Below are 25,342 nucleotides of genomic sequence, written 5' to 3'. Positions count from 1 at the left end.
TGATATGCAGATTCTGGTAGTTGAAGACGATCCGCAACTGCGCGAAGCCGTGGTTGATAGCCTCGAAATCAAAGGTCATTCCGTTACCGCCGCGCGCGATGGTCTGGACGCCTGTGTGGCACTGCAAAACCAGACGCCAGACCTGATACTGTCGGACATTAATATGCCAGGCATGGACGGTCTGACGCTGCTGGGCAAGGTGCGTGAGGAACATCCTTGGCTGCCGATGGTGCTGATGACCGCCTACGGCGACGTTAGCCAGGCGGTGCAAGCCATGCAGCGGGGTGCCAATGACTACCTGATGAAGCCGTTTGAGCACAGTGAGCTGGACAGCTTGCTGCAACCGTTCGATCAGCAGCCGCAGCAGCGCAAACAGCGGAAGGAAGAACTGCCGGTGGCCAATTCCGTGGCCAGCCGTCAGCTGTTTCAAATGGCGGAACGAGTGGCGCAAACCGACTCCACGGTGCTGATCAGCGGCGAAAGCGGTACCGGTAAGGAAGTGCTGGCACGTTATATTCACCAGCATTCCGAACGGGCAGACCAACCCTTTGTGGCAATTAACTGCGCAGCGATCCCGGAAAACATGCTCGAAGCCATGCTGTTCGGTTACGAAAAAGGCGCTTATACCGGCGCTTACCAGTCATCGCCGGGCAAGTTTGAACAAGCCCAGGGCGGCACCTTGCTGCTGGACGAAGTCACTGAAATGGACGCCGGTTTGCAAGCCAAGCTGTTGCGCGTTCTGCAAGAGCGCCAGGTAGAACGACTGGGCGGCAAACGTACCATCAATCTGGATGTGCGCATCATTGCCACCACCAACCGTGAACTGGCTGACTACGTCGCCGAAGGCAATTTCCGCGAAGACCTTTACTACCGTCTCAGTGTTTTCCCGCTCACCTGGTTGCCACTGCGAGAACGCAGTGATGACATTATCCCGCTGGCCAAACGACTGCTGACCCACCATGCCGGTAAAATGAAGCGTCGTGCGCCAGTGCTGATGCCGGATGCAGAACAGAAACTGTTGCACCACAGCTGGCCGGGCAATGTCCGTGAGCTGGACAACACCATGCAACGGGCGTTGATTCTGCAAACCGGTGCGCAGCTGTTTGCCTCGGATCTGATCCTGACGCCGGTGCCGGGCCAACGCACCAATGCCGCCAGCGTTACCGCGCAATTCAATCACACCGCCAACGATCGACAGGGCGCAAGCACTGTAGAACTCGCTGAGGAGTTGAATTCCGTTCATTACACAGGCGGCCACACAGCCAGTTACGGTAGCTCGATGGCTGCTGCTGCGATGGAAGAAGGCCGTTTGGGCAACGATTTACGCCACCGCGAAGTGGAGTTGATCGTAAAGGCCATTCGGGAAGAACCAAGCCGTAAGGAAGCTGCCGACCGTTTGGGCATCAGCCCAAGAACCTTGCGCTACAAGGTAGCCAAGCTGCGGGAAGAAGGCATTGATATTGAAGCCATGATCTGACAATGGCGGGGCAATGCGGGCGGGCCGCCCGGATGCCGGACCACCTTCCTCCCACATTGGACCACGCTCTGGGAAACATTCGGAGCCGGCTTGCCTGCGATAGGGGGGCAAGCGCAGCATCCTGTTCAGATGAATGATTTGTAGGAGTCAATTCATTGCCGAATGCGGGCGGGTCGCCCGCGCTCCTGACAGTTCTACAGGGTCTTTAAGACTGGGCACGGGTCAGCTTCGACGACAGCAGGCTGTACACACCCAAATACGCTACCGACGCCAACAAACTGGCCACGGTGCCCCATTGCAGCCCCAGCAGCGGATAGGCATAACTGACGCTCAGGGCATACACCACCAGGCTGCCGATGCCGTCCGGGTAATGCTTGATGGCGGTCGACAACACAGCAGCTCCCTGGCTCAGGTGCAAAATCAGCATCAAAGGGAAGAAACTCACCGGAAAGGCCGCCAGCAAACCGGCCCGCTCCGGTCCCAGCCACTCGGCGATGCCGGTAATCATTAAAATGGTCGCCGTTGCCATCCCGGCTCTGAACAGCATTTTTCCCATTCGACTATGAAACCAGCCGGACGCCACCCGATGGCACTGTGCCGTTGGCTGTTTCTGCTCCGGAATACGCTTGAACACCGACCGCACCAGCACAATCACCAGTACCACAACGGCCAGCGCCAGCCAGCGATTGGCCGGCAAAAACTGCAACAGTGCACTGGATGCCAGAAAGCACAGCAAGCCAGCTGCAATGGCCAGCGGCAAGCTCGAAAGCCTTGGAAAACGTCGAATCACCAGCCAGTAACCCAGTGCCAAAAACACCGCCGAACTGAGCCCTGAGAGGGTATAGAGAGCGCTGGTCGCAGCGAACGCTTCGCCGTGTTGCCAACCAAAGAAATACAGCGCAATACCGGTGCCTAGCGGAAAGCCCGCCAGCAAGCCCGCGTGTTTTGGCCCCAGTCGTTCGGCGACGACGGCCAGTAAAACAACCGTAAGAAAGGTGATCAGAATTTTGGCAAGAATCAGCACTGCGGGGTCTACCGTTGTTATCGTTTTAGGAAGCCCAGTTAACCGCTGATTTTCAGTGGCTGCAATTCGGGCTTTTACATAAAAACTACTGACAGACGGAGTCATCAACCGGCAGCAAACCGTCCTGCATAGCTTGCTGCAAGGCAATGCGGCCAGCAAGCCACAAGGGGTAGCTGCGGTCGGGGTTTTTGTCTTTGGCAGCCTGAACGGCCTTGATCTGACCGGTGATTCTTACCGCATGGGCGAGGTCGGCAGCGCTTACCCAGATAAACTGATTGCGTTCACCGGGGGTGCCACAACGGGATTTTTCAATCTGCTCGGCATCCACAAACGGCACCTGCCAGACATAACTGTAGAAGGGGCCAATGACCGAACGTGGTTGGCCCTGAAGCTGGTCGGCAAGCGGTGCCTCGAAGGCGCAGCGGGTTTCTTCCCGAAACTCGCGGGCCGCGGTATCCGCAATGCGCTCGTCTTTTTCGCCACCACCACCGAAAGCGGCCCACCCCTTGCGGTTGGGGCCTTTGTCGTAAGCCAGCAACACCAGTGCCTGATGGTCGCGGCAGGCGTAACCGACCACACCGGCAGGCGGTTCCGCGAACACCGCAAACGAGCTGGCAACCAGTACGGGCAGCATCACAAAGCCGGTTAGCAGGGTGGTGAAGGGCGAAGGTTTGCGGAAAGGCATGCAGTGTCCTTGCGTCGATGCGTGGCACCGAGGGCGTTATCTTGAATCGGGTAGAAATTTATTAAATCTGGCAGAAACAGAATTCGCTGGAACAGCGTCAGGGACGCCAACGATATTGGTTCAGGCTTACCTTGCCATCCGGGGTAACCAGAATGCCCTCGGCGCGCAGCCGGTCTGCCTGTTCGCTGCCGCCGCCGTCTGCTGGCAAGGAAATCTTGCCTTGGGCGTTAATCACCCGATGCCAGGGTAATTTACTGCCTTCAGGCAGTTGCTTCAGCATTTGGCCGACCCAACGAGCGCGGCGCGGAAAACCCACCAGATCAGCAAGCTGACCGTAGGTCACCACATTTCCTTCGGGGACGCTGGCCAGCATGGTAAACAGCCGAATGTCGTGTGCTGTAGCCACAATGGCGGAATGAGCATGACTTGCCATTGGATTCTGCCTGTCCATGTAACGATAGCGCAGTGGTATCACATTGTTGTGACCTTGGATAGCACAGCGGCCAAATCTGGCCAATTGGCTATCCAAGTGCGCGAATTGTCTACGCTTTCGGGCGCTGTTTTGCCGGTGTTGGTTTTCGGGCGCTGATTTTCAGAAGAACAGGAGCCTGATTACAGACGCAAGCCACCGTCCACTTCAACCACCCGACCCGACATATAGTCATTTTCCATCAAAAAGGCGACGGCATGGGCAATTTCGTCCGGCTGGCCCATACGACCGGCTGGAATCATTTTGCTGATGTGATCCAGCGCTTCCGGCTTCATACCTGCGGTCATCTCGGTGGCAATAAAGCCCGGCGCAATGGCGTTTGCCCGAATCTTGTAACGTGCCAGCTCTTTTGCCCACACCACGGCCAGACTGGCAACACCGGCCTTGGCGGCAGAATAGTTACTCTGGCCCATGTTACCGGCGCGGGAAATGCTGGAAATATTGACGATGCAGCCTTCGCTTTGGGTGTTGATCATCTGGATGGCAGCTTCACGGCCACACAGGAACACACCGGTCAGGTTCACATCAATCACCGACTGCCAGTGGGACAACGACATCTTGCTGACCTCGCCATCCTTCACTTTCACCATCAAACCGTCGCGCAGAATACCGGCGTTGTTCACCAGACCATTGAGCGCGCCAAAATCGTAAGCGATGGCCTTGAAGGTGGTTTCTACCTCGGATTCGCTGGCAACGTTGCAGCGATAGCTCTTGCCGCTGCTGCCGGCTGCTTCAATCTGTCCTAGGGTTTCGGCCATGTGCTCATCATTGATATCGATAACGGCGATGCGGGCACCACGGCTGGCCAAAAAGACCGCCATTGCGCGGCCGAGTCCCTGGCCTGCACCGGTAATGGCGATGACTTTGTCTTGTAAATTCATTGGGATCTCCAGCGGGACTGTCGATTAAGAGAATGGCCAAAGTATAGCGCTGAATACCACAAAGCAGGCCATTACCGGTTTTTAGTCGAGCTAGTAACGGCATTGCAGGCCGGGCAGAAGGGTATTCAGAACAGCCTCACAGCTGGAAAAGCCAGCCCAAACCGTCAGCAAATCAGCGTCATAACCTTGAAATAACCTCCGCCGCCCTAATTTAATAAAACAGACGAATTCAAAACTGGCTGGAATTTTCCCAAGTAAACGCATCCAACCAGACAGAAAACAACGCACATCGGGAGGTTCGAGTGCCTTTTCTACTGATTTTTATCATCGTACCCATCATTGAGCTTGCGGTACTGATTCAGGTGGGTGGTCTGATTGGCGTATTGCCGACCATCGCCATTATTTTTGTTACCGCCATCCTTGGCGTGCGCCTGCTGAAACAGCAAGGCGCTGGCGTACTGCTGCGTGCTCAACAAAAAATGCAAGAAGGCGGACTGCCAGCCAGCGAGCTGGCCGAAGGCTTCTTACTGGCACTGGCTGGTGCACTGCTGCTGACCCCAGGCTTTGTTACCGACGCCTTTGGTTTCTCGCTGCTGGTACCGGCTGTTCGTCACGCGATGCTTGGTCGTGTAACTGACTTCATCAAACCCAAGGTAATGATGGGCGGACAATTTGGTCAGGGGCCATTTGGTGGGGCGCGCCATCAGGAAACCGAAGTTGAAGTAGAGCCAGAACCATTTGGCGGTCAACAACGCCCCCAGCGCGACCGTGGTGTCAGCCATCACCGGCCTGAAGTGATTGATGGTGAATACCGTCGCGAGGATTGATTGCCGTTCAAACACAGAAGTCCTAAACGCAAAAGCCGGATCACATGATCCGGCTTTTGCGTTTCTGAAGGGCTGGTTTGTGGATGCCTTGTGTGTGGATTTTTGGGAGCCCGAAGTAATGTGGGAGCGAGCTTGCTCGCGAAAATCCATCGGCAGCAAGCTACCTCCCACAGTGCTTGTTATTATCCTTGAGCGAAGGTAACCCAGTTCTTGATAGGCAACCTGGGAGCGCGAGCGGCCCGCCCGCAGATAGCGGCGCCACCGCATTCGGCAATGAATTGCCTCCTACAAATCATTCACCTGAATAGGATGGTGCGCTGCGTCCATCACAGCTAATCGCAGGCAAGCCAGCTCCCGCCGGGAGCGCGGGCCGCTGGCCCGCATTCGGCAATGAATTGCCTCCTACAAATCATTTATCCAAGCCCCGTAGGGCGCGCACGGCGCACCGCAGCCTCTCTCTCAAAAACTAAAATAGCCAAAATTAATAAAAACCAGAAAATCAGTAGAAAACTTTTTTATCTCGCAGGTGTTGAAAACCACTTGGCCGTCCATATCTAGGAATTACAAGAATTTGGGGAGGCTGGCATACATCGCCCAGCCACCCCCGTTTAAAGCAAACATGCTTCAAAATTGGAGAGAACCTCAAATGAATATCCGTCCTCTACACGATCGCGTCGTTGTTCGTCGCAAGGAAGAAGAGCAAACCACTGCTGGCGGTATCCTGCTGCCAGGTTCCGCCGCTGAAAAACCAAACCAGGGCGAAGTGGTAGCTGTCGGTACTGGTCGCGTTCTGAATAACGGTGAAGTTCAGCCGCTGGCAGTAAAAGCCGGTGACACTGTTGTGTTCGGCAAATACTCCGGTTCCAACACCATCGAAATTGGTGGCGAAGAACTGTTGATCCTGAACGAAAGCGAAATCTACGGCGTACTGGAGTCCTGAGTTTCCGGACCCACGCATACAACTGATTCGTTCAAACATCGTTAATACGACACACAATTTTTGAGGAAAACATCATGGCTGCTAAAGAAGTCAAATTTGGTAACGACGCTCGCGTCAAAATGCTGGAAGGCGTAAACATTCTGGCCAACGCCGTTAAGGTAACCCTGGGTCCTAAAGGCCGTAACGTGGTACTGGAAAAGTCTTTCGGTGGTCCAACCATCACTAAAGACGGCGTATCCGTAGCCAAGGAAATCGAACTGGAAGACAAGTTCGAAAACATGGGCGCCCAGATGGTTAAGGAAGTTGCTTCCCAGGCCAACGACAAAGCCGGTGACGGTACCACCACTGCAACTGTACTGGCCCAAGCCATTGTAAACGAAGGCCTGAAAGCCGTTGCTGCTGGCATGAACCCAATGGACCTGAAGCGCGGCATCGACAAGGCAACTGCTGCCGTTGTTGAACAGCTGGCTGCTCAAGCCAAGCCATGTAAAGACAGCAAGGCCATTGCTCAGGTTGGTACCATCTCTGCCAACTCCGACGCTGAAGTGGGTCAGATGATTGCTGACGCCATGGACAAAGTTGGTCTGGAAGGCGTAATCACCGTTGAAGAAGCCAAAGGCTTCGCCGACGAACTGGACGTGGTTGAAGGTATGCAGTTCGACCGTGGTTACCTGTCTCCATACTTCGTAACCAACCAGGAAAAAATGACCGCCGAGCTGGACAACCCGCTGATCCTGCTGGTCGACAAGAAGATCGACAACCTGCAGGAACTGATTCCAGTACTGGAAAACGTTGCCAAGTCCGGTCGTCCACTGCTGATCGTTGCTGAAGACGTTGAAGGTCAGGCACTGGCTACTCTGGTTGTTAACAACCTGCGCGGTACCTTCAAGGTTGCTGCTGTTAAGGCTCCAGGTTTCGGCGACCGTCGTAAAGCCATGCTGCAAGACATCGCGATTCTGACCGGCGGTCAGGTAATCAGCGAAGAAGTTGGCATGTCTCTGGAAGGCACCACTCTGGATATGCTGGGTACTGCCAACAAGGTTGTGATCAGCAAAGAAAACACCGTGGTTGTTGACGGCGCTGGCCAACAAGCTGAAGTAAACGCACGCGTTGAACAGATCCGTGCTGAAATCGCTTCTTCTACCTCCGACTACGACAAGGAAAAACTGCAAGAGCGCGTAGCCAAACTGGCTGGCGGTGTTGCCGTTATCAAAGTTGGCGCTGGTTCCGAAGTAGAAATGAAAGAGAAGAAAGACCGCGTAGACGACGCCCTGAACGCTACCCGCGCTGCGGTAGAAGAAGGCGTAGTTGCTGGTGGTGGTGTTGCTCTGGTACGCGCTCTGGCGAACGTATCTGTAGAAGGCGACAACGAAGACCAGAACGTTGGTATTGCCCTGGCCCTGCGTGCCATGGAAGCCCCAATCCGTCAGATCGCTGGCAACGCCGGTGCTGAAGGTTCCGTAGTTGTAGACAAAGTGAAAGCAGGCGAAGGCTCCTTCGGCTTTAACGCTGCCACTGGCGAATACGGCGACATGATCGAAATGGGTATCCTGGACCCAGCCAAAGTAACCCGTTCTTCCCTGCAAGCTGCTGCTTCCGTTGCTGGTCTGATGATCACCACCGAAGCCATGGTTGCCGAGCTGCCTAAAGAAGAAGGCGCCGGCATGCCAGATATGGGTGGTATGGGCGGTATGGGTGGAATGGGAGGTATGATGTAAGGCCAAAACCTTCATCATATTCCCGGCTACCAAGCCTTAAAGAAACCCGCGTTGAGATATCTCAACGCGGGTTTTTTATTGGGTTTTTATTGATTAGTAACCAGCAAAACCTGCATACGTCGGAGGAGTTTCCATGTATGCCTGACCAGTATAATTTTGAAATCGTAAAAATCTGTGCTCACTTTTTCGGATTGCTTGCTCGCTTTGTCAGTCACTGCTACTGTAAGTGGCTGAAATCAGGGATGTTATTGTTAAGGTTTACAAGTTAATGCGCACTCCTCAGGGAATTAATGCGCATGCGCGCTTTGCCGGATAGGGAGGTATCAAAAAATGGAGCTTTTTCTATTAAAATCAAAGAGTTGTAATTGTTTTTTAGAGGTTGCCTTACTCAGAAACCGCGCATGCGCACTAATAACCTGTTATGGAAAAGGATTGAGTTTTGAATAATCACGTTAAAGACTTTCTGAAAAGCCGATCCATTAAGGAAGATATTGAGCTTAATGAGTATATCGTAGATACAATTAATATATTAGAAGAATGTGATTCTCTCGTTAGAGAAGCAATTTCTAAAAATCTTGATACTCTGAACTCCCAAATTGATTTTGCAATAATGTGGGATATGTACGAGAGAAGCTATGAGTACGCATGTGGTTCGCTGAGTCTCCTGATTGTTGGGCAATTGCAGTCATGTGAAGCATCTTGTAGAACTGCGATTGAAGGAGCTGTTAATCTTCACTTCGTTAGCTTAGGGGACTCCATCGGAAAAATAATTTCCTATTTTAGGAATCATTTCGAGGTTGAGAGAAAGCAAAATGTAAATTGGAGGAGTTCCGTAGACGCCGCAAATGTGGATGAGGCTGCTAAACAGCATCATCGAGCGTTGATTGACGGAAAAAATGATGCCTTAGATAAATATGAAGCAGTATTGAGGAAGGCTATGTCAGAGAGAGGCATCAATATTAATGACTTTGAGCCTAAGTGGCCCAGTGCTTTTGACAGGTTTCGTATGATCGATGATGAGGTTGGTTATCGAACAGTATACGTTGCTTTGTGTTCACAGTCCCATAATGATCCAGAAGATCTGTTGAATCATTTTGTCTGTAGAGCTATCGGTAATGACGGGTTTACTTCGGCCAAAAAAGCTGAGCAGTACTTCTTTTCTATCTATATGGTCCTGCAGGCCGTTAAATACCATGCAATGGCTAGTGCAATGTATTTAGGTAAGTTCAATATTTCGTGCGATGATTTAGCTCATAAATATAATAAGGCACTAGAAGTGATGGGGCTGGCTATGGAGCATAAGAATTCACTCCTCAATGAGTTGTCAGGCCAGTAACGGCGGCCTTTCCCATAACAAGTGCAGGCAAGGGACGCTCCTGTCGTCGCGCCCCTGCTGCTAGCGTTATAACTCATGAGAGATCGTAGAGCAAAATGAAGGTAATCTCGACGTTAGTAGCAGGCTCTCTATTTGTCGCAGTCATAGCGTATTTTGGTTTTGGTGCAATCAATGAGCATATTGATAGTAAGTCCGGTGCTATCGTTGAAGAGGTACTTTCAGACAATACTATTAGCCAACTTAAGTTGCTCTCAGAAGTGCGGTTACTGTTAAATACAGGTGAAGTTTCCCAGGCTAATAACAAGCTTTCTGAGTCTGTTGATACATTGGTGTATATTCTTCAAAACAATTGCACTTTACCAAAGTGCGAGGAAGCGCTGCGTAACTATGAGGGCAAGTAAAGTTATAACAAGCAAAGGCAGCATCGCCCTTGATCTTCCCCCGTTTTACCGGACACCTTTTTAACGACGAAAAGGTGTTCTATGCCAGCTTACAAAAACCAGAAAAAGACAAAGCAATATTCGCTTGAATTTAAACGCTCGGCGGTTGAGATGAGTCTTGAAGAGGATGTTCAAGTGCAGCAAGTTGCAGAGCGTTTGGACATACACCCGTTCATGCTGTCACGATGGCGAAAAGAATATCGGGAAGGTCAGCTGAAGCCCTCTCGGCAACCATCAAGAGTAGTGAAGACGAACGTGAGCAAAGCGAAGAAAGCGGCATCGACCCCCCAGGAATCCAGTGAGCTTCGCAAGCTCAAACGAGAGAATGAGCGCCTGAAAAAGGAGCTCGATCTGGTAAAAAAGTGGCAACGATTTCTCGCAGTGCCTACTACCAGTGGCTGACGCCCTCGGAATCTGTACGACAGCTGTCAGACCGACAACTGGTGAAGCGCATCGCTCATGTGTTTGAAGGCAGTGATGGCATCTATGGTTCGCCCAGAGTTCATAGGGAGCTAAGGCGTGAGGGAATCCGGGTTGGCGAGAAACGAGTGGCGAGATTAATGCAGCAGTATGGAATGAGAGGACGCTGTTCACGAGTTTACAAACCAGCTCCAAAAGGCACGAGAGAGTACTACAGCAAGCATCCGAATCGCTTGATTGATGCAGGTAAACCAACCGCATTGAACCAGCAATGGGTGGGAGATGTGACGTACTTGAAGGTTGGCAAAAAGTGGCTCTACCTGTCGACGGTCATGGATCGATTTTCTCGTCGTATCCTGAGTTGGAAGCTGAGCCATGAAAGAACCGCCAGGGTCACATGTCAGGTATTGAAACGAGCGTTAAAAGCCAGCGGGAGTGATGGTTCCGGTATCATCTTTCATACAGACCGTGGCAGTGAGTATGGCGCTGAGGCAGTGCAAAAACTGCTTGGGGGCAAAGGGATGATTGCGAGCATGAACCGACCGGGAAAGTGTACTGACAACGGAGCTATGGAGTCGTTCTTTCACAGCCTGAAAGCGGAAAAGTTAACCGGCAATATTTGGAAAACATACTCAGGGTTAAAATCGGCGCTCAAACAGTATATTGATCGTTTCTACAACAGAACTCGCCTGCACTCTGGCTTGGGATACATGAGTCCGTTAGAGTACGAGGCGATAAATGGATAACTGCAATGTGTCCGGAAAAGCGGGTGAGGATCACCCTGCGGGCTGGACGTGCTAACGCTTTGGGCGTTAACTGTCACCATGAATAAAGCACTGTACTTAACCATCATTTTTCTACTTCCGGTTATCTCGGTGTTAATTCCTATGGATCATTTTCAAGCTATATGGGTTTGGGTTTATGTCCCACTTGGGTTGGCCTACGCAACATACATTTGGTTTCAGCCAAATGAGCACATGATGAAGTTCATCACGCTAACGCCACTATTTTTTCTTATAGCAGTATTGGTCATTTTTCCCGCTTGGGTGGCTGTTGAATCTGGTCTTTATGCAGGGTTACAGTTTTTGGGCGTGGTGGCCATAATCGCAATACCGTCTTCGGTCATTGTTGGGGCCACTTATGTTTTACTAGCTTATGGTATCTACGTTGTTTTCAAAAAGTATGGCTTGCTGCCAGCAAACAGTTAGCAAGGCCATTAACTTCGCGCCTATCGGCGCCGGACAGCCTACGCTGAGCTCCGGCTGCCGGTTATGGCGGCGATAATTTTCTCTCAAACCTTACTAAAGGATTTTTCCATGAAGTTATTTGCCATCGCTTTTTTCCTTTTCCTATTCACTGGATGCACGACATTACAAGATGCAAAAAATGCGCGAGGGACAGGCAAATCTGAAACATATGCGCAAGATTACAATGTAGTTTGGAGTGCAGCAGTCCAAGTCGTAGATGAGTCAAACCTTGACTTGATTTCAAAAGATAAAGAAGAAGGCGTTATCCTTGGACAAAAAGGAATGTCTGCATTTAGCTATGGCGAGAATGTAGCTGTATTTGTAGATGAGAAAGGCGAAGACCAAACGAGTGTAGAAGTTGTCTCAAAAAGAGTTCTTAAAACCAATATAGTTGCCAAAGATTGGACGAATTATATATTGACAAAAATTCGGGAGATGTTTGAGTAGAAACCAAACCAGAAAATTATAACAAGCAAATCATGGCGCAGAAAAGCTGCTGGGACCTCCGTTCCGGCGCTTCGCGCCTGCACTACGGCCCCATATTTGGGCGTTAAATATCTTGAGAGTATGCGGATGGAGTCAAGTATGAGTGAATTGCCTCGTTCCCACGCTCCGCGTGGTAATGAACGGATTTATAAAAGCACAGGAACACATCCCATGTAACATCGTGGGGATCAGTCGCAAGCCGCCATCATGTAACACAGGGTCGGGACGCACAGCCTTATTGCTAATAGCCATCATCGCAAATAAGCCCGTAGGTCCCGGTTTATTCCTTCAATATTCCCCAGTGCTCAGGGGCTAAACGCTCAAGCCCCAGTTCTTCCCGAATAATCTCCGCACCGGCGGCCAGTGCTTGCAGTTTGCCGTTGGCGACTTCTTTGCTCAGTGGTGCCATGCCACAGTTGGTGCATGGGTAGAGTTTGTAGGCGTCGACGTATTTGAATGCTTCACGCAGTACCGCAGCCACTTCCTCCGGGCTTTCAACCTTGTTGGCAGCGACGGATGAGTAAGTAGCGCAACCCTGAAGGTTCGGCATCGACTGCTCTCGATTCCAGCTGCATTCGATCACTGCGACAGTTCGGCCGTCAGGCGGTTGCTGGGCCCGATGGGTCTTTAAGTTATCCAATCATGACTGAAATATTATTTTCAGTATTATTTCGAAATACGTTGACTTCGATGTGGGTGAGGCCTATTGTGGCCGCAGCTTGAAAGTAAGTCAGTTTTTATTACCTCCATTACGTAGCAATCTAGCAGTTTCTCGTCCTGTAGTTTCTGAAAATCAATTTATATTTCCCGCGATTATTTGTCCGTTTTTGGACAATTCTATTATTTTCTACAGGATATTTATCATGTCTAATAAAACTACTGGCATTGTAAAATGGTTTAACGAAGCGAAAGGTTTCGGTTTTATCGAACAGAAATCCGGCCCTGATGTGTTCGCACATTTCAGCGCTATCGCCAGCACTGGCTTCAAGACCCTGGCAGAAGGCCAGCAGGTTGAGTTCACTGTGACTCAAGGTCAAAAAGGCCCACAAGCCGAGAATATCGTAGCCATCTAATCGCTGCGTTATTCCAAAAAGCAGGATAGTTCATTCTGCTTTTTAAGAACCTGAGATCTGCCGAGTATTTTGGGTTGATAAAAGCCGTTAAATCGATGATTTAACGGCTTTTTTGTTTTCTGGGTTTGATTTAAATTTTCGATTTCAAGACAGCGGCTGCAATATGAGGCAATTTGGAGACGATGGCTCCACGTATGTCTGAGTGGAGATGTAACCCTCCCCAAAAACTGAGCCATTCATAACTGGAGATTTTCCGGGATAATCAACGCACTAAGGAGATCGTCTCATGCGTAAATCCCGCTTCACTGAAAGCCAGATCATCACCATCCTCAAAGCCGTCGAAGCCGGTCGAACCGTGAAGGACGTATGCCGTGAACACGGCGTATCCGAAGCCACGTATTACAACTGGAAAAGCAAATACAGCGGTATGGAAGCTTCCGACGTCAAGCGGATGAAAGACATGGAGTCCGAGCTTTCCCAGCTCAAACGCATGTACGCTGACCTGGCCCTGGAAAACCGAGCGCTCAAGGATGTGATCGAAAAAAAGCTCTGACACCCGCAGAGAAGCGCTTATTGGTCGATGCCCTGAAAGGCGAGCATCAACTCAGCGAACGTCGCAGTTGCCGAGCGTTGAATATCGCCCGAAGCGCCTATCACTACCGTCCCGATCCGCATCGGGATGATGCGGTCATTGAGGCTTTGCAAAGTGTCTCGGAGAGGTACCCGAGATATGGCTTCCGCAAACTCTTCGTGAAGTTGCGAAAGCTCGGGCATCCGTGGAATCACAAGCGGGTGTATCGGATCTATTGCCAGCTGAAGCTGAACCTTCGACGCAAAGGCAAGCAGCGGTTGCCGAACAGGTATCCGCAACCGCTGGCAGTGCCTGACGCAGAAAATCGTAGCTGGTCGATGGATTTTATGAGTGATGCGCTCAAATGCGGACGGCGGTTCAGGACGTTCAACGTTGTTGATGACTTCAATCGTGAAATACTCGGGATTGAAATCGATTTGAACCTGCCCTCCAGGCGAGTCATCCGTACATTGGATAGAATTGCGGAATGGCGCGGCTATCCTGCTCAGATCCGCATGGACAATGGGCCAGAATTTACAGCACTGGTGTTAGCGGAATGGGCTGAAGAGCATGGCGTGAAATTGGAGTTTATCAAACCGGGGAAGCCGACCCAGAATGGCTACGTAGAACGGTTCAACCGAACTTACAGAACGGAAATACTGGATTATTATCTCTTCAGCGATCTGGACGAAGCCAGAGACATTACCAGTCGCTGGATGAGGGAGTACAACGAAGAACGACCACACGAATCACTCGGGGATCTGACACCAAGCGAGTATCGTGAACAAACAAACACCCCGGAAAACCTCTAATAAAGAGTGGTACTAATCAGGGGAGGGTTACAGAGACTACGGTCAGTCCAACCAATCTGTTGTAAGTAGGCGTTGATTGGCACCTGTCATCTGGCTCGACGTTGAAACAGTAAAGTAATCCCGATAATACGTTTGATTTCCCTGCAATAGCACGGATGTCTTTGCCTGCCTGCAAAACTTATCAGGGTAATATTGACGATGCGCTGGCTCAGGTCCCTATGTAACCTTCCAATATGTCTCGTTCCCACGCTCCGCGTGGCAATGAACGGCTGTACCAAAGCTATAAACATTGCAGGAGCTTCTGAGCCTCGGGATCAATCGCAAGCTGCCATCATGTAGAAAAGGGCCGGGACGCACAGCTTTATTGCCAATAGCCATCATCGCAAATAAGCCCGCAGGTCCCGGTTTATTCCTTCAATATTCCCCAGTGCTCAGGGTTAAACGCTCAAGCCTCCAGTTCTTTCCGAATAATCTCTGCACCGGCGGCCAGGGCACGCAGTTTGCCGTTGGCGACTTCTTTGCTCAGCGGTGCCATGCCGCAGTTGGTGCATGGGTAGAGTTTGTCGGCATCGACGTATTTGAGTGCTTCACGCAGTACCGCAGCCACTTCTTCCGGGGTTTCTACGGTGTTGGTGGCCACGTCGATGGCGCCAACCATGACTTTTTTGCCGCGAATCAGTTCAATCAGTTCCATCGGTACGTGGGAGTTGATGCATTCCAGTGAAACGATGTCGATGCTGGATTGTTGCAGGCGCGGGAACACTTCTTCGTACTGACGCCATTCGTTGCCGAGGGTTTTCTTCCAGTCGGTGTTGGCTTTGATGCCGTAGCCGTAGCAGATGTGTACGGCGGTTTCGCATTTCAGGCCTTCGGCGGCGCGTTCGAGGGCGGCGATGCCCCAGTCGTTCACTTCTTCGAAGAAAACGTTAAAGGCCGGTTCATCGAATTGGATGATGTCGACGCCTGCCGCTTCCAGTTCCTTGGCTTCTTCGTTCAGAATTTTGGCAAATTCCCAGGCCAGTTTTTCGCGGCTTTTGTAGTGGTCGTCGTACAGGGTGTCGATCATGGTCATTGGGCCAGGCAGTGCCCATTTGATCGGTTGGTCGGTTTGGCTGCGCAGGAATTTGGCGTCTTCTACAAACACGGGTTTTTTGCGCTCTACGGCACTGACGACGCCGGGTACGCTGGCGTCGTAGCGGTTGCGGATGCGCACGGTTTTGCGGTTTTCAAAATCGACGCCGTGCAGGTGTTCAATAAAGGTGGTGACAAAGTGCTGACGGGTTTGTTCGCCGTCGCTGACAATGTCGATACCAGCCTGGGTTTGGTCCAGCAGGGACAAACGCAGGGCGTCTTGTTTGCCCAGCACCAGTTGTTCGTCTTGCAGTTTCCACGGTGACCAGAGTTTCTCCGGTTCGGCCAGCCATACGGGTTTTGGCAGGCTGCCAGCGGTGGAGGTTGGGAGTAGCTTTTTCATGGTTTGAATTCTTTCTGAGCTGAATTGGATTTTTGCGAAAACGAGTGACACATAAAAAACGGCCGACGCCTCTTGTATTGGGTGGGCGTCTGGCCACTTACGTTTTTCAAACAAACGGTGTTTTAGAAACTGGTGTTGTTAAACGACGGGTTGTTGAAGGTCAGGTTGGCCGTCCACTGTTCCAGCAGGCCGCGGTACGGCTTGATGAAGTGTTCTTCGGCAAACTTGCCTTGCTGTTTGGCCAGCCGGCTGCGTTCTTCGCGGTCGTACACAATCTGGGTTACCGAGTGATCTGCGTGTTTCAGGTTAGGCTGGTAGGTTTGGCCAGCCACTGAGTTGGCGTTGTAGATCTCCGGGCGATAAATCTTCTGGAAGGTTTCCATGGTGGCGATGGTGCTAATCAACTCCAGGTTGGTGTAGTCGGTCAGCAGGTCGCCAAAGAAGTAGAACGCCAGCGGTGCAACGCTGTTTGGCGGCATAAAGTAGCGCACCTGCAAGCCCATCTTCTTGAAATACTGTTCGGTCAGCGAGGTTTCGTTTGGCTCGTATTCCACGCCCAGTACCGGGTGTTCGTTTTCGGTTTTCTGGTACACCTTGCTGTCGGATACGCTCAGGCAGATGACCGGCAGCTTGCTGAAGTGTTGGGCGTAGGTGTCGGAATGCACAAAGCTCTGGAACAGCTTGCCGTGCAGGTCGCCGAAGTTGGCTGGCACGCTGAAGCCGGTTTTGCCTTTGTTGTACTCCAGCAGTTCAACGCTGAAGTCGTAGTCGCGCACGTAGGAGGAGAAGTTGTTGCCAACGATGCCTTCAATACGCTTGCCGGTTTTGTGATCGACGATGTTGGTTTTCAGTACTTCGATGCTTGGGAATGACTGGCCGTTACCTGCTTGCTGCACATCTACCTGAATATCTACTGACACAATTTCCAGCTCTACCGAGTAACGGTCGGCATTGGGGTTGTCCCAGTAGGCCAGGGCGTTAAAGCGGTTGTTGATCATGCGCAGGGCGTTTTTCAGGTTCTGCTCGCGGCTTTCACCACGGGCCAGATTGGCGAAGTTGGTGGTCGCACGGGTGCTTTCAGCCGGTTGGTAGTTGTGGTCGAAAGCGATGCTTTTGATGCTGAAGGTAAATTGCTGGCTCATGGCGGTCATTCCCTGGGAATCTGAATATTGGGCGTTGGCTGCTTGTGGCGGCCGTTGCGATGAGCGTATTTGTACCGAAATATTTTGGTGAAGAAAATTGATGATGTTTCAAAGAAGATTGAGATTTACTCATGTTTTAATGTGAAGCCGCTTCACACGGGGCTTGAGGGATGTTGAACCCTGTTCATTTATAGATTGTGTGTGTGAAAAATGTGACTGGTTTTCCAGTGGTTTGGGCTTGGCTTCTGGCCTGCTATTGCGTTCGCTGAGCAGCAGCGTGTGTGGCTGGTTTATACGCTTGGCGTGTACGGCTGGCTGATGCTGATGCTGATGCTGAGGGGAGCGCGAGAGCTTATTGGCAATCGCTTAACTCATTCCATACCTCTTTCTGCACCTGTTTGGACCTGTTTAGAGATTTTTACCTTCCCGCAACTCCTTGATTTAAAAATGCGTTTTTCCGCAGGCGGAAATTTCTTGCCTGTTCTGGCTTGCCGCCCGGCAAACTTGGCAAGCCGGTTGCAACTCCCCCTCTAACAAACAGTTTTAACGGTAGAAACGCCAAAAAGGCGACGGACTCATGGCCAAAACTTCACCAACCGAGTGAGGGCGTCAAAGAGTCGTCAAGCTACCGGAAAGAGGGGAAGGGTATGGTTGATCGTGTTGATGTGAATTCTGTGCTGATGCAAATGCGCCAGGTGAAGAACCAGCTTCGCAGTCAGCAGGAGTTGGCTGTTAATCAGTCGGCACAAGCGGCCAGTGCCGGTGTTGCGCCGGGTGCTAACATTGGCGGCTTTAATCCCAATACCAACCCTACCGCGTTGAATCCAAACAGCCTGACGACCGATGGCGTAGCACCCAGCCGTTTTCAGGCGCAGCTGGCCCAGCAGTTGGAGTCGGTCACTGCCCCCGAGGCTGTGAACCCGACCGCCAAAATGGATGAAACCGTTCCCGATTTCCAAACCATGTTTGCCAACGGCATCAATGCTGTTAACGACAATCAGAAGGCCGCCAAGGAGCTGGCAACCCGTTTCGAGCAGGGCGACCCAACGGTAGACCTGCCGGATGTGATGATTGCGATGCAAAAATCCTCCGTGTCTTTTCAGGCCATGACCCAGGTGCGCAACAAGCTGGTGGAAGCCTACAAAGACGTTATGAACATGCCGCTGTAAGGGAGAAGCCCATGACCCACATGACCTTCATCCCATCGAACAGGAGTGCCTACCATGGCTGATGTACCTGCCAAACCCGGCGATCTGGCGGCCAACGGTGCAGCGGCATCGGGCGCTGCTGCTACGGCCAATGCCGACAGCACAGCACTCGACAGCCGTCGTACCGACGCAGCTGCAGAGAAATCCGGCCATCCGGTGCTACTGGGCTTCAACAAGCTGCCGATGGGCCGTCAGGCGGTCACCATTGGCGGTATTGCTCTGGTGATCGCGCTGTCGATCGCGATCATGATCTGGTCGCAAGAGCCAACCTACAAACCGCTGATTCATCGCCTGCAAGACCACAACGCTCAGGAAATCATTGAGGTGTTGCAGCGCGAAGGGATCGCATTCGAGATTGATCCCGGCACCCAGATTTTGATGGTGGAAGCCAATGACCTGCACGATGCCCGCATGAAGCTGGCGGCTGCGGCACTGATCGACGACAAAACCGTTGGTCTGGAAGTGCTGGATCAGGACAGCTCGTTGGGCACCAGCCAGTTTATTGAAAACGCCCGCTACCGCCGTGGTCTGGAAGGCGAATTGGCGCGCACCATCGCCAGCGTAAAATCTATTCGTAATGCCCGTGTGCACCTGGCGTTACCGAAGCAATCGGTATTTGTACGAGACCAGCGCAAGCCGCGGGCTTCGGTGTTTCTGGAGCTGTTTCCGGGCCGTGATCTGAACAAGGATCAGGTCGAGGCGATTGTAAATCTGGTGGCATCAAGCGTGTCGGAAATGTCCCGTGCGGATGTCTCTCTGGTCGACCAGTACGGCAACCTGCTGTCGAAAGAAGAAGAAACCACCGAAGAGCTGCTGGCCGCCAAGCAACTGGAATACACCCAGCGGGTGGAAGACAACGTGGTGCAGGCGGTGAATAACATCCTCAAGCCGGTACTGGGCAGCGACAACTACAAGGCCGAAGTGTCTGCCGACATCGACTTCACCCGTCTGGAACAGGCGGAAGAACTCTACAACCCCGATCTGATTGCTCTGCGCAGCGAACAGCTGATCGACGAATCCAACAGTGGCCCCATCAATGGCGGTATTCCGGGGGCGTTGTCGAACCAACCACCGGCAGACCCAACCGCTCCGGAGCAAGCCATTGGCACGGGTGGCGCCGGTGCCGGGGGCAATGGCCGCTCCCGCTCGGAAGCCACTCGCAATTACGAAATCGACCGAACCCTCAGCTTCAAACAGCATCAAGTGGGACGTCTGAACCGATTGACCGTTGCTGTGGTGGTGAATGACCGTGAATCGTCCAACGCCGACGGTGAGACCGTCTATATTCCATGGACGGAAAACGATCTGCAGCGACTGGAAATTCTGGTGAAAGACGCCGTCGGCTTTAACGCCGCCCGTGGCGACAGCGTTAACGTGATCAACTCGCCGTTCATGGGCAAAGCCGAACTGGAAATGGGCGAGCCCGAATTCTGGACCCAGCCATGGTTCTGGGAAATCATGAAACAGGTGATGGCAGGCTTGTTCATCCTGATTCTGATCTTCGGCGTGATCCGACCCACCTTCAAGAGCCTGTCCAGTAAAGGCGAAGAAGACGACGCCATTCTGCTGGAAGAACTGGAAGATGCAGATTCCGGTATGGAAGAAGATTCGGTCACGATTGCCGGTATGGATCAACTGCTGTTGCCCGGTGCCTCTGAAAGCTACGAACGTCAGCTGGATGCACTGAAAGGCCTGATTGCAGAAGATCCGGCGCGCGTGGCTCAAGTCATAATCGGATGGGTGAACGAAGAAAATGGCTGATGAAAAAACAGACCTGACCCGCGTCGAGCGGGCAGGCATCCTGCTGATGAGTCTGGGTGAGAAAGACGCCGCCGAGATCCTTAAACACATGGGCCCGAAAGAGGTTCAGAAAGTGGGGTCGGCGATGGCCACCTTGCAGAACATCAATCAAACCCAGGTGGAAGGCGTGGTGGCGGAGTTTCTCGAAGCCGTCTCAGGCCAAACCGGTATGGGCCTTGGGTCGGATGACTACATTCGCAATATGTTGACGCAGGCACTGGGCAGCGACAAGGCCGGTGCCCTGATCGACCGCATTCTGCTGGGCGGCAATACGTCGGGTCTGGACTCGCTCAAATGGATGGAGCCACGTCAGGTGGCTGATCTGATTCGTCATGAGCACCCACAGATTCAGGCCATCGTGGTGTCGTACCTCGACCCCGACCAGTCGGCCGAAATTCTTTCCAACTTTGACGAAAAAGTTCGCCTCGACATCATCATGCGGGTGGCGTCTCTGGAGGCTGTACAGCCCGCGGCCCTGAAAGAGCTGAACGACATTCTCGAGCGTCAGTTCTCTGGCAAGGGCGGAGCCCAGACCACCACTATGGGTGGCGTCAAAGTGGCGGCCAACATCGTCAACATGGTCGACAGCACATTGGCGGCCGAACTGCTGGAGCGCATTACCGAAGTGGACGAGGATCTGGGTACCCAGATTCAGGACCTGATGTTTGTGTTCGACAACCTGGTCGATGTCGACGACCGCGGTATTCAGGCGCTGCTGCGCGAAGTGGGCACCGACCTGCTGGTTCTGGCGCTCAAGGGTGCCGATCCGAATTTGCAGGAAAAAATCTTCAAGAACATGTCCAAGCGGGCCGCCGAACTGCTGCGCGACGACCTCGACGCCAAAGGGCCGGTCAAGGTCAGCGAAGTGGAAGGCGCGCAGAAAGAAATCCTCACCATTGCACGTCGCCTGGCCGATGCGGGCGAAATTATGCTGGGTGGTGGTGGCGAGGCCATGGTGTAGTAACACCAGACCTTGTTTACACGGGTACAGATTCGGGTGAATGGCGATAACTGATGGCAGGCAACGACTCACACAAGCAGGATCAAGAACGTGAGCTGATGTTCGACAAGGAAGGCGAGCAGGCACGGCCGTGGAAGTTGCCATTCTGGACCGAGGAAGTGGTGCATAAGGCAGAGCGGGAGCAGCCGGATACCTCGTTGATGATTGCCAACCGCCGCCGTCAGTCAGAGCCTGAAGCCGAGCCGGAAATTGAAGAAGACATCCAGCTGCCGACCGCCGAAGAACTGGAGAATATTCGCCGCGAAGCCTACAACGAAGGCCTTGAACAAGGGCTGGTGGAAGGCCGTCAGAATGGCGAAAAAGCCGGTTACGACGACGGCTATGCCAAGGGTCTCGAAACCGGCAAGCAGGAAGGTGAAAAAGCCGGCAACACCATCGGCTTTAACGAAGGCAAGGCCGAAGCTCTGAAAGCAACTGGCGAGCAGGTAGAGCAATTGCTGGATCGCTTCAAGGCGTTGCAGCAGGTCGCCAGCCAAAGCCTGATTGAGCGTGATCAACAGCTACCGGAAATGTTGGCAGGTTTGGTGATGATGGCATGCGAGCAGGTGCTGCGTTATGAGCTGGCGGACGGTGCCAAAAACATCCATAAATACGTGCGTAGCGCGCTGGAGCAACTGCCCGACGGCGCAGAACAGCAAGCGAAAGTATTTGTGTCCAAAGACGATGCCAGCTTTCTGGAAGGTCAGTTGGCCGAGTTTGGCGAAAGCCTGGACTTCAACATCGACCCGAACCTGCAGGCCGGTGAATGCAAGGTGAAAACCGCCGACAGTCAGGTGGACTATCGGGTGTACGACCATCTGCAACAGCTGTTAGAACAGCTGGCTCCGGCATTGGTGCAAACCGTTCCTGACGACGAAACACTGGCCGCCGAATTGGAGCAGGAAATCGACGCCGCCGTCGAGCAGTTGCATGCCGAGCCTGAAGAACCAGAATCCGTAGAACCAGAATCCGTAGAACCAGAATCCGTAGAGCCAGAATCCGTAGAACCAGAATCCGCAGAGCCTGAATCCGCAGAGCCTGAATCCGCAGAGCCTGAATCCGCAGAGCCTGAATCCGCAGAGCCTGAATCCGCAGAGCCTGAATCCGCAGAACCAGAATCCGCAGAACCAGAATCAGCAGAAACAGAATCAGCAGAAACAGAATCCGCAGAACCAGAATCAGCAGAACCAGAATCCGCAGAACCAGAATCAGCAGAACCAGAATCAGCAGAACCAGAACCAGAACCAGTAGAAGCTGAACCAGAAACTGAGGACAAGCCAGATGAAACTGTCTGAAGCCTGGGGGCAGCTGCCTCCCGTTCAGGTGCCGTTTCAGCCAGCGGCCAGTGGTCGGCTGGTGCGCATGGTTGGGCTGACGCTCGAAGCTGTGGGCATCAACGTACGCATTGGCGACCGCTGTCTGGTGCAACGCAACAGTGGACAGTCGGCCGATAATGACAGCATCGAAGCCGAAGTGGTGGGCTTTGATGGTCAGCGGGTGTTTCTGATGCCCATCGAACAGGTCGACGGCCTGCGCCCCGGTGCCCGGGTAATGCCATTGAACGGCGCTGCCGATGTGCCGGTCGGCTTTGGCTTGCTGGGCCGGGTGCTGGATGGCACTGGCAATCCACTGGATGGCAAAGGCCCGCTGGTACAGCCACAGCAAGGGCACCTGAATGGCCAGCCCATTAACCCGCTGAAACGCGACCCGATTCGTACTCCGCTCGACGTTGGTATTCGGGCCATCAACACCATGCTGACGGTGGGCCGAGGCCAGCGTATTGGCTTGTTTGCCGGTTCGGGCGTGGGTAAATCCATGCTGCTTGGCATGATGACCCGCTTCACCACCGCCGACATCGTGGTGGTGGGTCTTATTGGCGAACGGGGCCGCGAGGTAAAGGAATTCATCGACGAAATTCTGGGCGAGGAAGGCTTACAGCGCTCGGTGGTGGTGGCCTCTCCGGCGGACGATTCGCCACTGATGCGGCTGCGAGCGGCGCAGTATTGCACCTCGGTGGCCGAGTTCTACCGCGATCAGGGCTTGCAAGTGCTGCTGCTGATGGACTCACTCACCCGTTACGCCCAAGCGCAACGGGAGATTGCGCTGGCAGTGGGCGAACCGCCGGCCACCAAAGGCTATCCGCCCTCGGTGTTCAACAAACTGCCAAAGCTGGTAGAACGCACCGGTAACGGCGAACCCGGCGGTGGCTCCATTACCGCGTTTTACACGGTTCTGAGCGAAGGCGATGACATGCAAGACCCGATTGCCGACGCCAGTCGAGCGATTCTGGATGGCCATATCGTGCTGTCGCGCCGGTTGGCCGAAGAAGGCCATTACCCGGCCATCGACGTTGAAGCCTCCGTCAGCCGGGTGATGCCCCACATCGTGCCGCCGGACTGGCTGCAACGGGCACAATTCGTCAAACAGCTGGTGGCGCACTATCGCCAGAATCAGGACCTTATCAGTGTGGGCGCTTACCAGAAAGGCAGCGACCCGATGCTGGAAGTAGCGATGGAACGCATGCCCAAAATCAAAGGCATGCTGCGCCAGCGGCTTGACGAAGGCGCTGACCTCAACGTCTGCGACGCCGCGCTGAAAGAGCTTATTCCGGCCTTGCCGCCGGGAAGATAGGCTCTGTCGTGATTAGCGGTGTGTCTGGGGCTTTCTATGCGCCTTGAGATGAGCCGATAGGAATGAAAGTGAGTAGAACAGTTGGCCATGGATGGCCAACTAGCCCGGTAGCCACAGGGATGTGGCGTCCGGGCGTGTTCGTGAGGAGCTTGAAATGACTATTGATAAGCGAATCGGAAGCGCGAAGCAGTGGGGATGGTGGCCGCCGGGGAGAGAAGTTCTCCCCAAGAGGCCGTGAACTTAAAGCTCTGGTTTGTGGAAGATACAATGGCTGACCCCAAGCAATACGCTCATCCCCGCGCCAAACGCCTGATCCCGGTGTGGCAGCAAAGCCAGCAGGCCGAGCAAAAAGCCCTGGCCGAATGGGGCCGTCTGCAACAACAGCTGCAACAGGAAGTGAACCAAAGCCAGCAACTGCAACTGTACGCTGATGATTACCGTCAACAACTGGCCAAGCCAGGCGGTAGTCAGCTCTCCGGAACCAACATCCAGAACCTGTTGCAGTTCCTTGGACAGCTGGAGCAGGCCGGAAAATCGCAACAACTTCAAATCGACCAACTGCACGCAAGAATTGCGGCAGCCCACCAGCAATACCTTGCCCTCAAGGCCAAAACCGATGGCCTGGTGCACCTGATGGACAAGCTCGATCGGGAATTTCATCAACAACAGGCTCAAGTTGAGCAGCGCCAGGCCGATGAATGGGCTAACCGTAAAGCGTTTATGTCATCCCGTGAGCCTGAATAACTCTGCATCGTTATTCCGCTTGCTCCTGCATTCTCGCTTTGTAGTCGCACGCCTCTAAAACCGCTGTGGCCTCCGGCCCGTGCGGGGTGGCTGCAAAAAACATTCACAAGTTTCTAGCGCCTTGGCGAGAGCGGTCTACTCTTAAATTTAAGTTTGATCAGGAACAGGAAACGGTCATGAGCCAGTCCGTCAGTATCGATTGTGGTGCCCGACTCAGTATTGAGCGCGTTGAAGCCTTGCATCAGGAAATGGAGCAGGCCTTGCGTGATGCCCGGGATATCGAGCTTAAGGCCGACGAGGTTCAGTACTGCGACACCGCCGGTTTGCAATTGATTCTGGCGTTGTTCCGGGCCGTTGAAAGTGCAGGCCACTCGGTGTCCTGGTCGGGGGTTTCTGAAGTGGTGTCTGACACCGCTTCCATTCTTGGCATGAGTGACGCGCTGACTCTGGCCCAGCCAGCAGCCTGATCTCGCAAGGTTTTAACTACGCTCCCCAGCGGGAGCTAACAGGGTCACTCAGGCCCGAAAGCGTAAAAATGGGAGTCCAGATATGGCGAGTATCTTAGCGGTCGACGATTCTGCGTCCATGCGTCAGATGGTGTCGTTCACTCTGAAAGGTGCAGGCTTTGATGTTAAGGAAGCATGTGACGGGGTGGAGGCGTTGGCTGAAGCCAAACGGGGCAAATTCGACCTGGTGCTGTCCGATGTCAACATGCCAAACATGAATGGCATCGAATTCTGTAAAGAATTACGACAGCTGCCCGATTACAAGTTTACCCCTGTGCTGATGCTGACCACCGAATCGGCTGGCGACATGAAAATGCAGGGCAAGCAGGCTGGCGCAACCGGTTGGATCGTCAAGCCGTTTAACCCGGAACAACTGTTGAGCACCATCAAGCGCGTGTTGGGGTAAGACT

28 protein-coding genes are annotated in these 25,342 nt (G+C 53.1%); 21 read left to right on the top strand and 7 right to left on the bottom strand.

Translation table 11 applies throughout. The annotated features are described in order from the left end of the window. Positions 1-4: 4 nt before the first annotated feature. Complete coding sequence (locus ACXADJ_RS10580) at positions 5-1,477, top strand: sigma-54-dependent transcriptional regulator (protein WP_475065556.1); 1,473 nt, start codon at positions 5-7, stop codon at positions 1,475-1,477. Positions 1,478-1,682: 205 nt separating this feature from the next. Here ACXADJ_RS10580 and ACXADJ_RS10575 read toward each other — a convergent pair whose 3' ends face one another. The 4 genes from ACXADJ_RS10575 to ACXADJ_RS10560 form a co-directional block, all read right to left on the bottom strand. Next, on the bottom strand, positions 1,683-2,501 hold the full coding sequence (locus ACXADJ_RS10575) for a hypothetical protein (protein ID WP_475065554.1): 819 nt from the start codon (positions 2,499-2,501) through the stop codon (positions 1,683-1,685). Between the two features lie 85 nt (positions 2,502-2,586). Continuing rightward, complete coding sequence (locus ACXADJ_RS10570; RefSeq protein WP_475065552.1) at positions 2,587-3,186, bottom strand: NUDIX hydrolase; 600 nt, start codon at positions 3,184-3,186, stop codon at positions 2,587-2,589. A gap of 97 nt (positions 3,187-3,283) precedes the next feature. Beyond that, a complete protein-coding gene (locus ACXADJ_RS10565) occupies positions 3,284-3,619 on the bottom strand; it encodes an MGMT family protein (protein ID WP_051219551.1) in 336 nt (111 codons plus the stop codon). Positions 3,620-3,798: 179 nt separating this feature from the next. Continuing rightward, positions 3,799-4,557 carry an SDR family oxidoreductase gene (locus ACXADJ_RS10560; protein ID WP_475065550.1) on the bottom strand — a complete coding sequence of 253 codons (759 nt, stop codon included), beginning with the start codon at positions 4,555-4,557 and terminating at the stop codon, positions 3,799-3,801. Between the two features lie 302 nt (positions 4,558-4,859). On the opposite strand from ACXADJ_RS10560, the gene ACXADJ_RS10555 reads away from it, so the two are divergent. The 9 genes from ACXADJ_RS10555 to ACXADJ_RS10515 all read left to right on the top strand — a co-directional run bounded on the left by ACXADJ_RS10555 (position 4,860) and on the right by ACXADJ_RS10515 (position 11,932). Next, positions 4,860-5,384: an FxsA family protein gene (locus ACXADJ_RS10555; RefSeq protein ID WP_475065548.1), complete on the top strand. Its 525-nt coding sequence runs from the start codon at positions 4,860-4,862 to the stop codon at positions 5,382-5,384. Between the two features lie 646 nt (positions 5,385-6,030). Continuing rightward, a complete protein-coding gene (locus tag ACXADJ_RS10550) occupies positions 6,031-6,324 on the top strand; it encodes a co-chaperone GroES (protein WP_028294658.1) in 294 nt (97 codons plus the stop codon). 74 nt (positions 6,325-6,398) lie between these two features. Beyond that, positions 6,399-8,042: a chaperonin GroEL gene (gene groL / locus ACXADJ_RS10545; protein ID WP_475065544.1), complete on the top strand. Its 1,644-nt coding sequence runs from the start codon at positions 6,399-6,401 to the stop codon at positions 8,040-8,042. Positions 8,043-8,481: 439 nt separating this feature from the next. After that, the gene (locus ACXADJ_RS10540; protein ID WP_475065541.1) at positions 8,482-9,378 is read left to right on the top strand and encodes a DUF5677 domain-containing protein; all 897 of its coding nucleotides are present in this window, start codon (positions 8,482-8,484) and stop codon (positions 9,376-9,378) included. A 95-nt stretch (positions 9,379-9,473) separates the two neighbouring features. Further along, positions 9,474-9,779 (top strand): hypothetical protein, encoded by a 306-nt coding sequence (locus ACXADJ_RS10535; RefSeq protein ID WP_475065539.1) that lies wholly within the window; start codon positions 9,474-9,476, stop codon positions 9,777-9,779. Between the two features lie 81 nt (positions 9,780-9,860). Beyond that, the gene (locus ACXADJ_RS10530) at positions 9,861-10,220 is read left to right on the top strand and encodes a transposase (protein ID WP_475065536.1); all 360 of its coding nucleotides are present in this window, start codon (positions 9,861-9,863) and stop codon (positions 10,218-10,220) included. Further along, positions 10,181-10,984 (top strand): IS3 family transposase, encoded by an 804-nt coding sequence (locus ACXADJ_RS10525; RefSeq protein ID WP_475065534.1) that lies wholly within the window; start codon positions 10,181-10,183, stop codon positions 10,982-10,984. Before ACXADJ_RS10530 ends, ACXADJ_RS10525 begins: the two co-directional genes overlap by 40 nt. A gap of 78 nt (positions 10,985-11,062) precedes the next feature. Then, positions 11,063-11,446 carry a hypothetical protein gene (locus ACXADJ_RS10520; protein WP_475065533.1) on the top strand — a complete coding sequence of 128 codons (384 nt, stop codon included), beginning with the start codon at positions 11,063-11,065 and terminating at the stop codon, positions 11,444-11,446. Positions 11,447-11,554: 108 nt separating this feature from the next. Then, the gene (locus ACXADJ_RS10515) at positions 11,555-11,932 is read left to right on the top strand and encodes a hypothetical protein (RefSeq protein ID WP_475065532.1); all 378 of its coding nucleotides are present in this window, start codon (positions 11,555-11,557) and stop codon (positions 11,930-11,932) included. Between the two features lie 319 nt (positions 11,933-12,251). On the opposite strand, the gene ACXADJ_RS10510 is transcribed toward ACXADJ_RS10515, so the two are convergent. Further along, a complete protein-coding gene (locus ACXADJ_RS10510) occupies positions 12,252-12,521 on the bottom strand; it encodes a hypothetical protein (protein WP_475065530.1) in 270 nt (89 codons plus the stop codon). A 313-nt stretch (positions 12,522-12,834) separates the two neighbouring features. On the opposite strand from ACXADJ_RS10510, the gene ACXADJ_RS10505 reads away from it, so the two are divergent. Beyond that, the gene (locus tag ACXADJ_RS10505; RefSeq protein WP_475068184.1) at positions 12,835-13,044 is read left to right on the top strand and encodes a cold-shock protein; all 210 of its coding nucleotides are present in this window, start codon (positions 12,835-12,837) and stop codon (positions 13,042-13,044) included. Between the two features lie 286 nt (positions 13,045-13,330). Continuing rightward, positions 13,331-14,427 (top strand): IS3 family transposase gene (locus ACXADJ_RS10500; protein WP_475065529.1). Its coding sequence is split into 2 segments (ribosomal slippage): positions 13,331-13,592 and positions 13,592-14,427, totalling 1,098 coding nucleotides; the frame shifts between segments, so codons are not numbered across the junction. A 445-nt stretch (positions 14,428-14,872) separates the two neighbouring features. On the opposite strand, the gene ACXADJ_RS10495 is transcribed toward ACXADJ_RS10500, so the two are convergent. Both ACXADJ_RS10495 and ACXADJ_RS10490 read right to left on the bottom strand, forming a co-directional pair. After that, positions 14,873-15,901 (bottom strand): methionine synthase, encoded by a 1,029-nt coding sequence (locus ACXADJ_RS10495; protein ID WP_475065525.1) that lies wholly within the window; start codon positions 15,899-15,901, stop codon positions 14,873-14,875. Between the two features lie 122 nt (positions 15,902-16,023). Further along, complete coding sequence (locus ACXADJ_RS10490) at positions 16,024-17,043, bottom strand: DUF1852 domain-containing protein (RefSeq protein WP_475065523.1); 1,020 nt, start codon at positions 17,041-17,043, stop codon at positions 16,024-16,026. A gap of 279 nt (positions 17,044-17,322) precedes the next feature. Here ACXADJ_RS10490 and ACXADJ_RS10485 point away from each other — a divergent pair, with 279 nt between their 5' ends. The 9 genes from ACXADJ_RS10485 (at position 17,323) to ACXADJ_RS10445 (ending at position 25,338) form a co-directional block, all read left to right on the top strand. After that, positions 17,323-17,577, top strand: a complete 255-nt coding sequence (locus ACXADJ_RS10485; protein ID WP_475065521.1) for a hypothetical protein — start codon at positions 17,323-17,325, stop codon at positions 17,575-17,577. 113 nt (positions 17,578-17,690) lie between these two features. After that, positions 17,691-18,212: a flagellar hook-basal body complex protein FliE gene (gene fliE, locus ACXADJ_RS10480; RefSeq protein WP_475065519.1), complete on the top strand. Its 522-nt coding sequence runs from the start codon at positions 17,691-17,693 to the stop codon at positions 18,210-18,212. Positions 18,213-18,266: 54 nt separating this feature from the next. After that, complete coding sequence (gene fliF / locus ACXADJ_RS10475) at positions 18,267-20,012, top strand: flagellar basal-body MS-ring/collar protein FliF (RefSeq protein WP_475065517.1); 1,746 nt, start codon at positions 18,267-18,269, stop codon at positions 20,010-20,012. Further along, positions 20,005-21,012, top strand: coding sequence for a flagellar motor switch protein FliG (fliG, locus tag ACXADJ_RS10470; protein WP_028294670.1), 1,008 nt, complete (start codon positions 20,005-20,007; stop codon positions 21,010-21,012). Before fliF ends, fliG begins: the two co-directional genes overlap by 8 nt. Before the next feature lie 53 nt (positions 21,013-21,065). Further along, a complete protein-coding gene (locus tag ACXADJ_RS10465; protein WP_475065515.1) occupies positions 21,066-22,346 on the top strand; it encodes a FliH/SctL family protein in 1,281 nt (426 codons plus the stop codon). Next, positions 22,333-23,682: a flagellar protein export ATPase FliI gene (gene fliI, locus ACXADJ_RS10460; RefSeq protein ID WP_475065513.1), complete on the top strand. Its 1,350-nt coding sequence runs from the start codon at positions 22,333-22,335 to the stop codon at positions 23,680-23,682. Before ACXADJ_RS10465 ends, fliI begins: the two co-directional genes overlap by 14 nt. A 267-nt stretch (positions 23,683-23,949) precedes the next feature. After that, on the top strand, positions 23,950-24,426 hold the full coding sequence (locus ACXADJ_RS10455; protein ID WP_475065511.1) for a flagellar export protein FliJ: 477 nt from the start codon (positions 23,950-23,952) through the stop codon (positions 24,424-24,426). 176 nt (positions 24,427-24,602) lie between these two features. Further along, entirely contained in the window at positions 24,603-24,893 is a 291-nt protein-coding gene (locus ACXADJ_RS10450; protein ID WP_028294672.1) for an STAS domain-containing protein, read from the top strand. Between the two features lie 82 nt (positions 24,894-24,975). Then, a complete protein-coding gene (locus ACXADJ_RS10445; protein ID WP_028294673.1) occupies positions 24,976-25,338 on the top strand; it encodes a response regulator in 363 nt (120 codons plus the stop codon). Positions 25,339-25,342: the final 4 nt, after the last annotated feature.

The organism is Oceanobacter sp. ABM4_470, assembly GCF_056158645.1.
The sequence above is the reverse complement of the archived record's forward strand: the minus strand, read 5'-3'. Positions and strand labels throughout refer to the sequence as shown.

What these genes read in the sequence shown, in the direction of transcription:
- ACXADJ_RS10560 (WP_475065550.1), bottom strand. Translation starts at nt 4,557, where the DNA reads ATGAATTTACAAGACAAAGTCATCGCCATTACCGGTGCAGGCCAGGGA.
- fliI (WP_475065513.1), top strand. Translation starts at nt 22,333, where the DNA reads ATGAAACTGTCTGAAGCCTGGGGGCAGCTGCCTCCCGTTCAGGTGCCG.
- ACXADJ_RS10530 (WP_475065536.1), top strand. Translation starts at nt 9,861, where the DNA reads ATGCCAGCTTACAAAAACCAGAAAAAGACAAAGCAATATTCGCTTGAA.
- ACXADJ_RS10550 (WP_028294658.1), top strand. Translation starts at nt 6,031, where the DNA reads ATGAATATCCGTCCTCTACACGATCGCGTCGTTGTTCGTCGCAAGGAA.
- ACXADJ_RS10565 (WP_051219551.1), bottom strand. Translation starts at nt 3,619, where the DNA reads ATGGCAAGTCATGCTCATTCCGCCATTGTGGCTACAGCACACGACATT.
- fliF (WP_475065517.1), top strand. Translation starts at nt 18,267, where the DNA reads ATGGCTGATGTACCTGCCAAACCCGGCGATCTGGCGGCCAACGGTGCA.
- ACXADJ_RS10445 (WP_028294673.1), top strand. Translation starts at nt 24,976, where the DNA reads ATGGCGAGTATCTTAGCGGTCGACGATTCTGCGTCCATGCGTCAGATG.
- ACXADJ_RS10450 (WP_028294672.1), top strand. Translation starts at nt 24,603, where the DNA reads ATGAGCCAGTCCGTCAGTATCGATTGTGGTGCCCGACTCAGTATTGAG.
- ACXADJ_RS10495 (WP_475065525.1), bottom strand. Translation starts at nt 15,901, where the DNA reads ATGAAAAAGCTACTCCCAACCTCCACCGCTGGCAGCCTGCCAAAACCC.
- ACXADJ_RS10570 (WP_475065552.1), bottom strand. Translation starts at nt 3,186, where the DNA reads ATGCCTTTCCGCAAACCTTCGCCCTTCACCACCCTGCTAACCGGCTTT.
- ACXADJ_RS10490 (WP_475065523.1), bottom strand. Translation starts at nt 17,043, where the DNA reads ATGAGCCAGCAATTTACCTTCAGCATCAAAAGCATCGCTTTCGACCAC.
- ACXADJ_RS10535 (WP_475065539.1), top strand. Translation starts at nt 9,474, where the DNA reads ATGAAGGTAATCTCGACGTTAGTAGCAGGCTCTCTATTTGTCGCAGTC.
- fliG (WP_028294670.1), top strand. Translation starts at nt 20,005, where the DNA reads ATGGCTGATGAAAAAACAGACCTGACCCGCGTCGAGCGGGCAGGCATC.
- ACXADJ_RS10505 (WP_475068184.1), top strand. Translation starts at nt 12,835, where the DNA reads ATGTCTAATAAAACTACTGGCATTGTAAAATGGTTTAACGAAGCGAAA.
- ACXADJ_RS10510 (WP_475065530.1), bottom strand. Translation starts at nt 12,521, where the DNA reads ATGCCGAACCTTCAGGGTTGCGCTACTTACTCATCCGTCGCTGCCAAC.
- fliE (WP_475065519.1), top strand. Translation starts at nt 17,691, where the DNA reads ATGGTTGATCGTGTTGATGTGAATTCTGTGCTGATGCAAATGCGCCAG.
- ACXADJ_RS10465 (WP_475065515.1), top strand. Translation starts at nt 21,066, where the DNA reads ATGGCAGGCAACGACTCACACAAGCAGGATCAAGAACGTGAGCTGATG.
- ACXADJ_RS10455 (WP_475065511.1), top strand. Translation starts at nt 23,950, where the DNA reads ATGGCTGACCCCAAGCAATACGCTCATCCCCGCGCCAAACGCCTGATC.
- groL (WP_475065544.1), top strand. Translation starts at nt 6,399, where the DNA reads ATGGCTGCTAAAGAAGTCAAATTTGGTAACGACGCTCGCGTCAAAATG.
- ACXADJ_RS10515 (WP_475065532.1), top strand. Translation starts at nt 11,555, where the DNA reads ATGAAGTTATTTGCCATCGCTTTTTTCCTTTTCCTATTCACTGGATGC.
- ACXADJ_RS10580 (WP_475065556.1), top strand. Translation starts at nt 5, where the DNA reads ATGCAGATTCTGGTAGTTGAAGACGATCCGCAACTGCGCGAAGCCGTG.
- ACXADJ_RS10520 (WP_475065533.1), top strand. Translation starts at nt 11,063, where the DNA reads ATGAATAAAGCACTGTACTTAACCATCATTTTTCTACTTCCGGTTATC.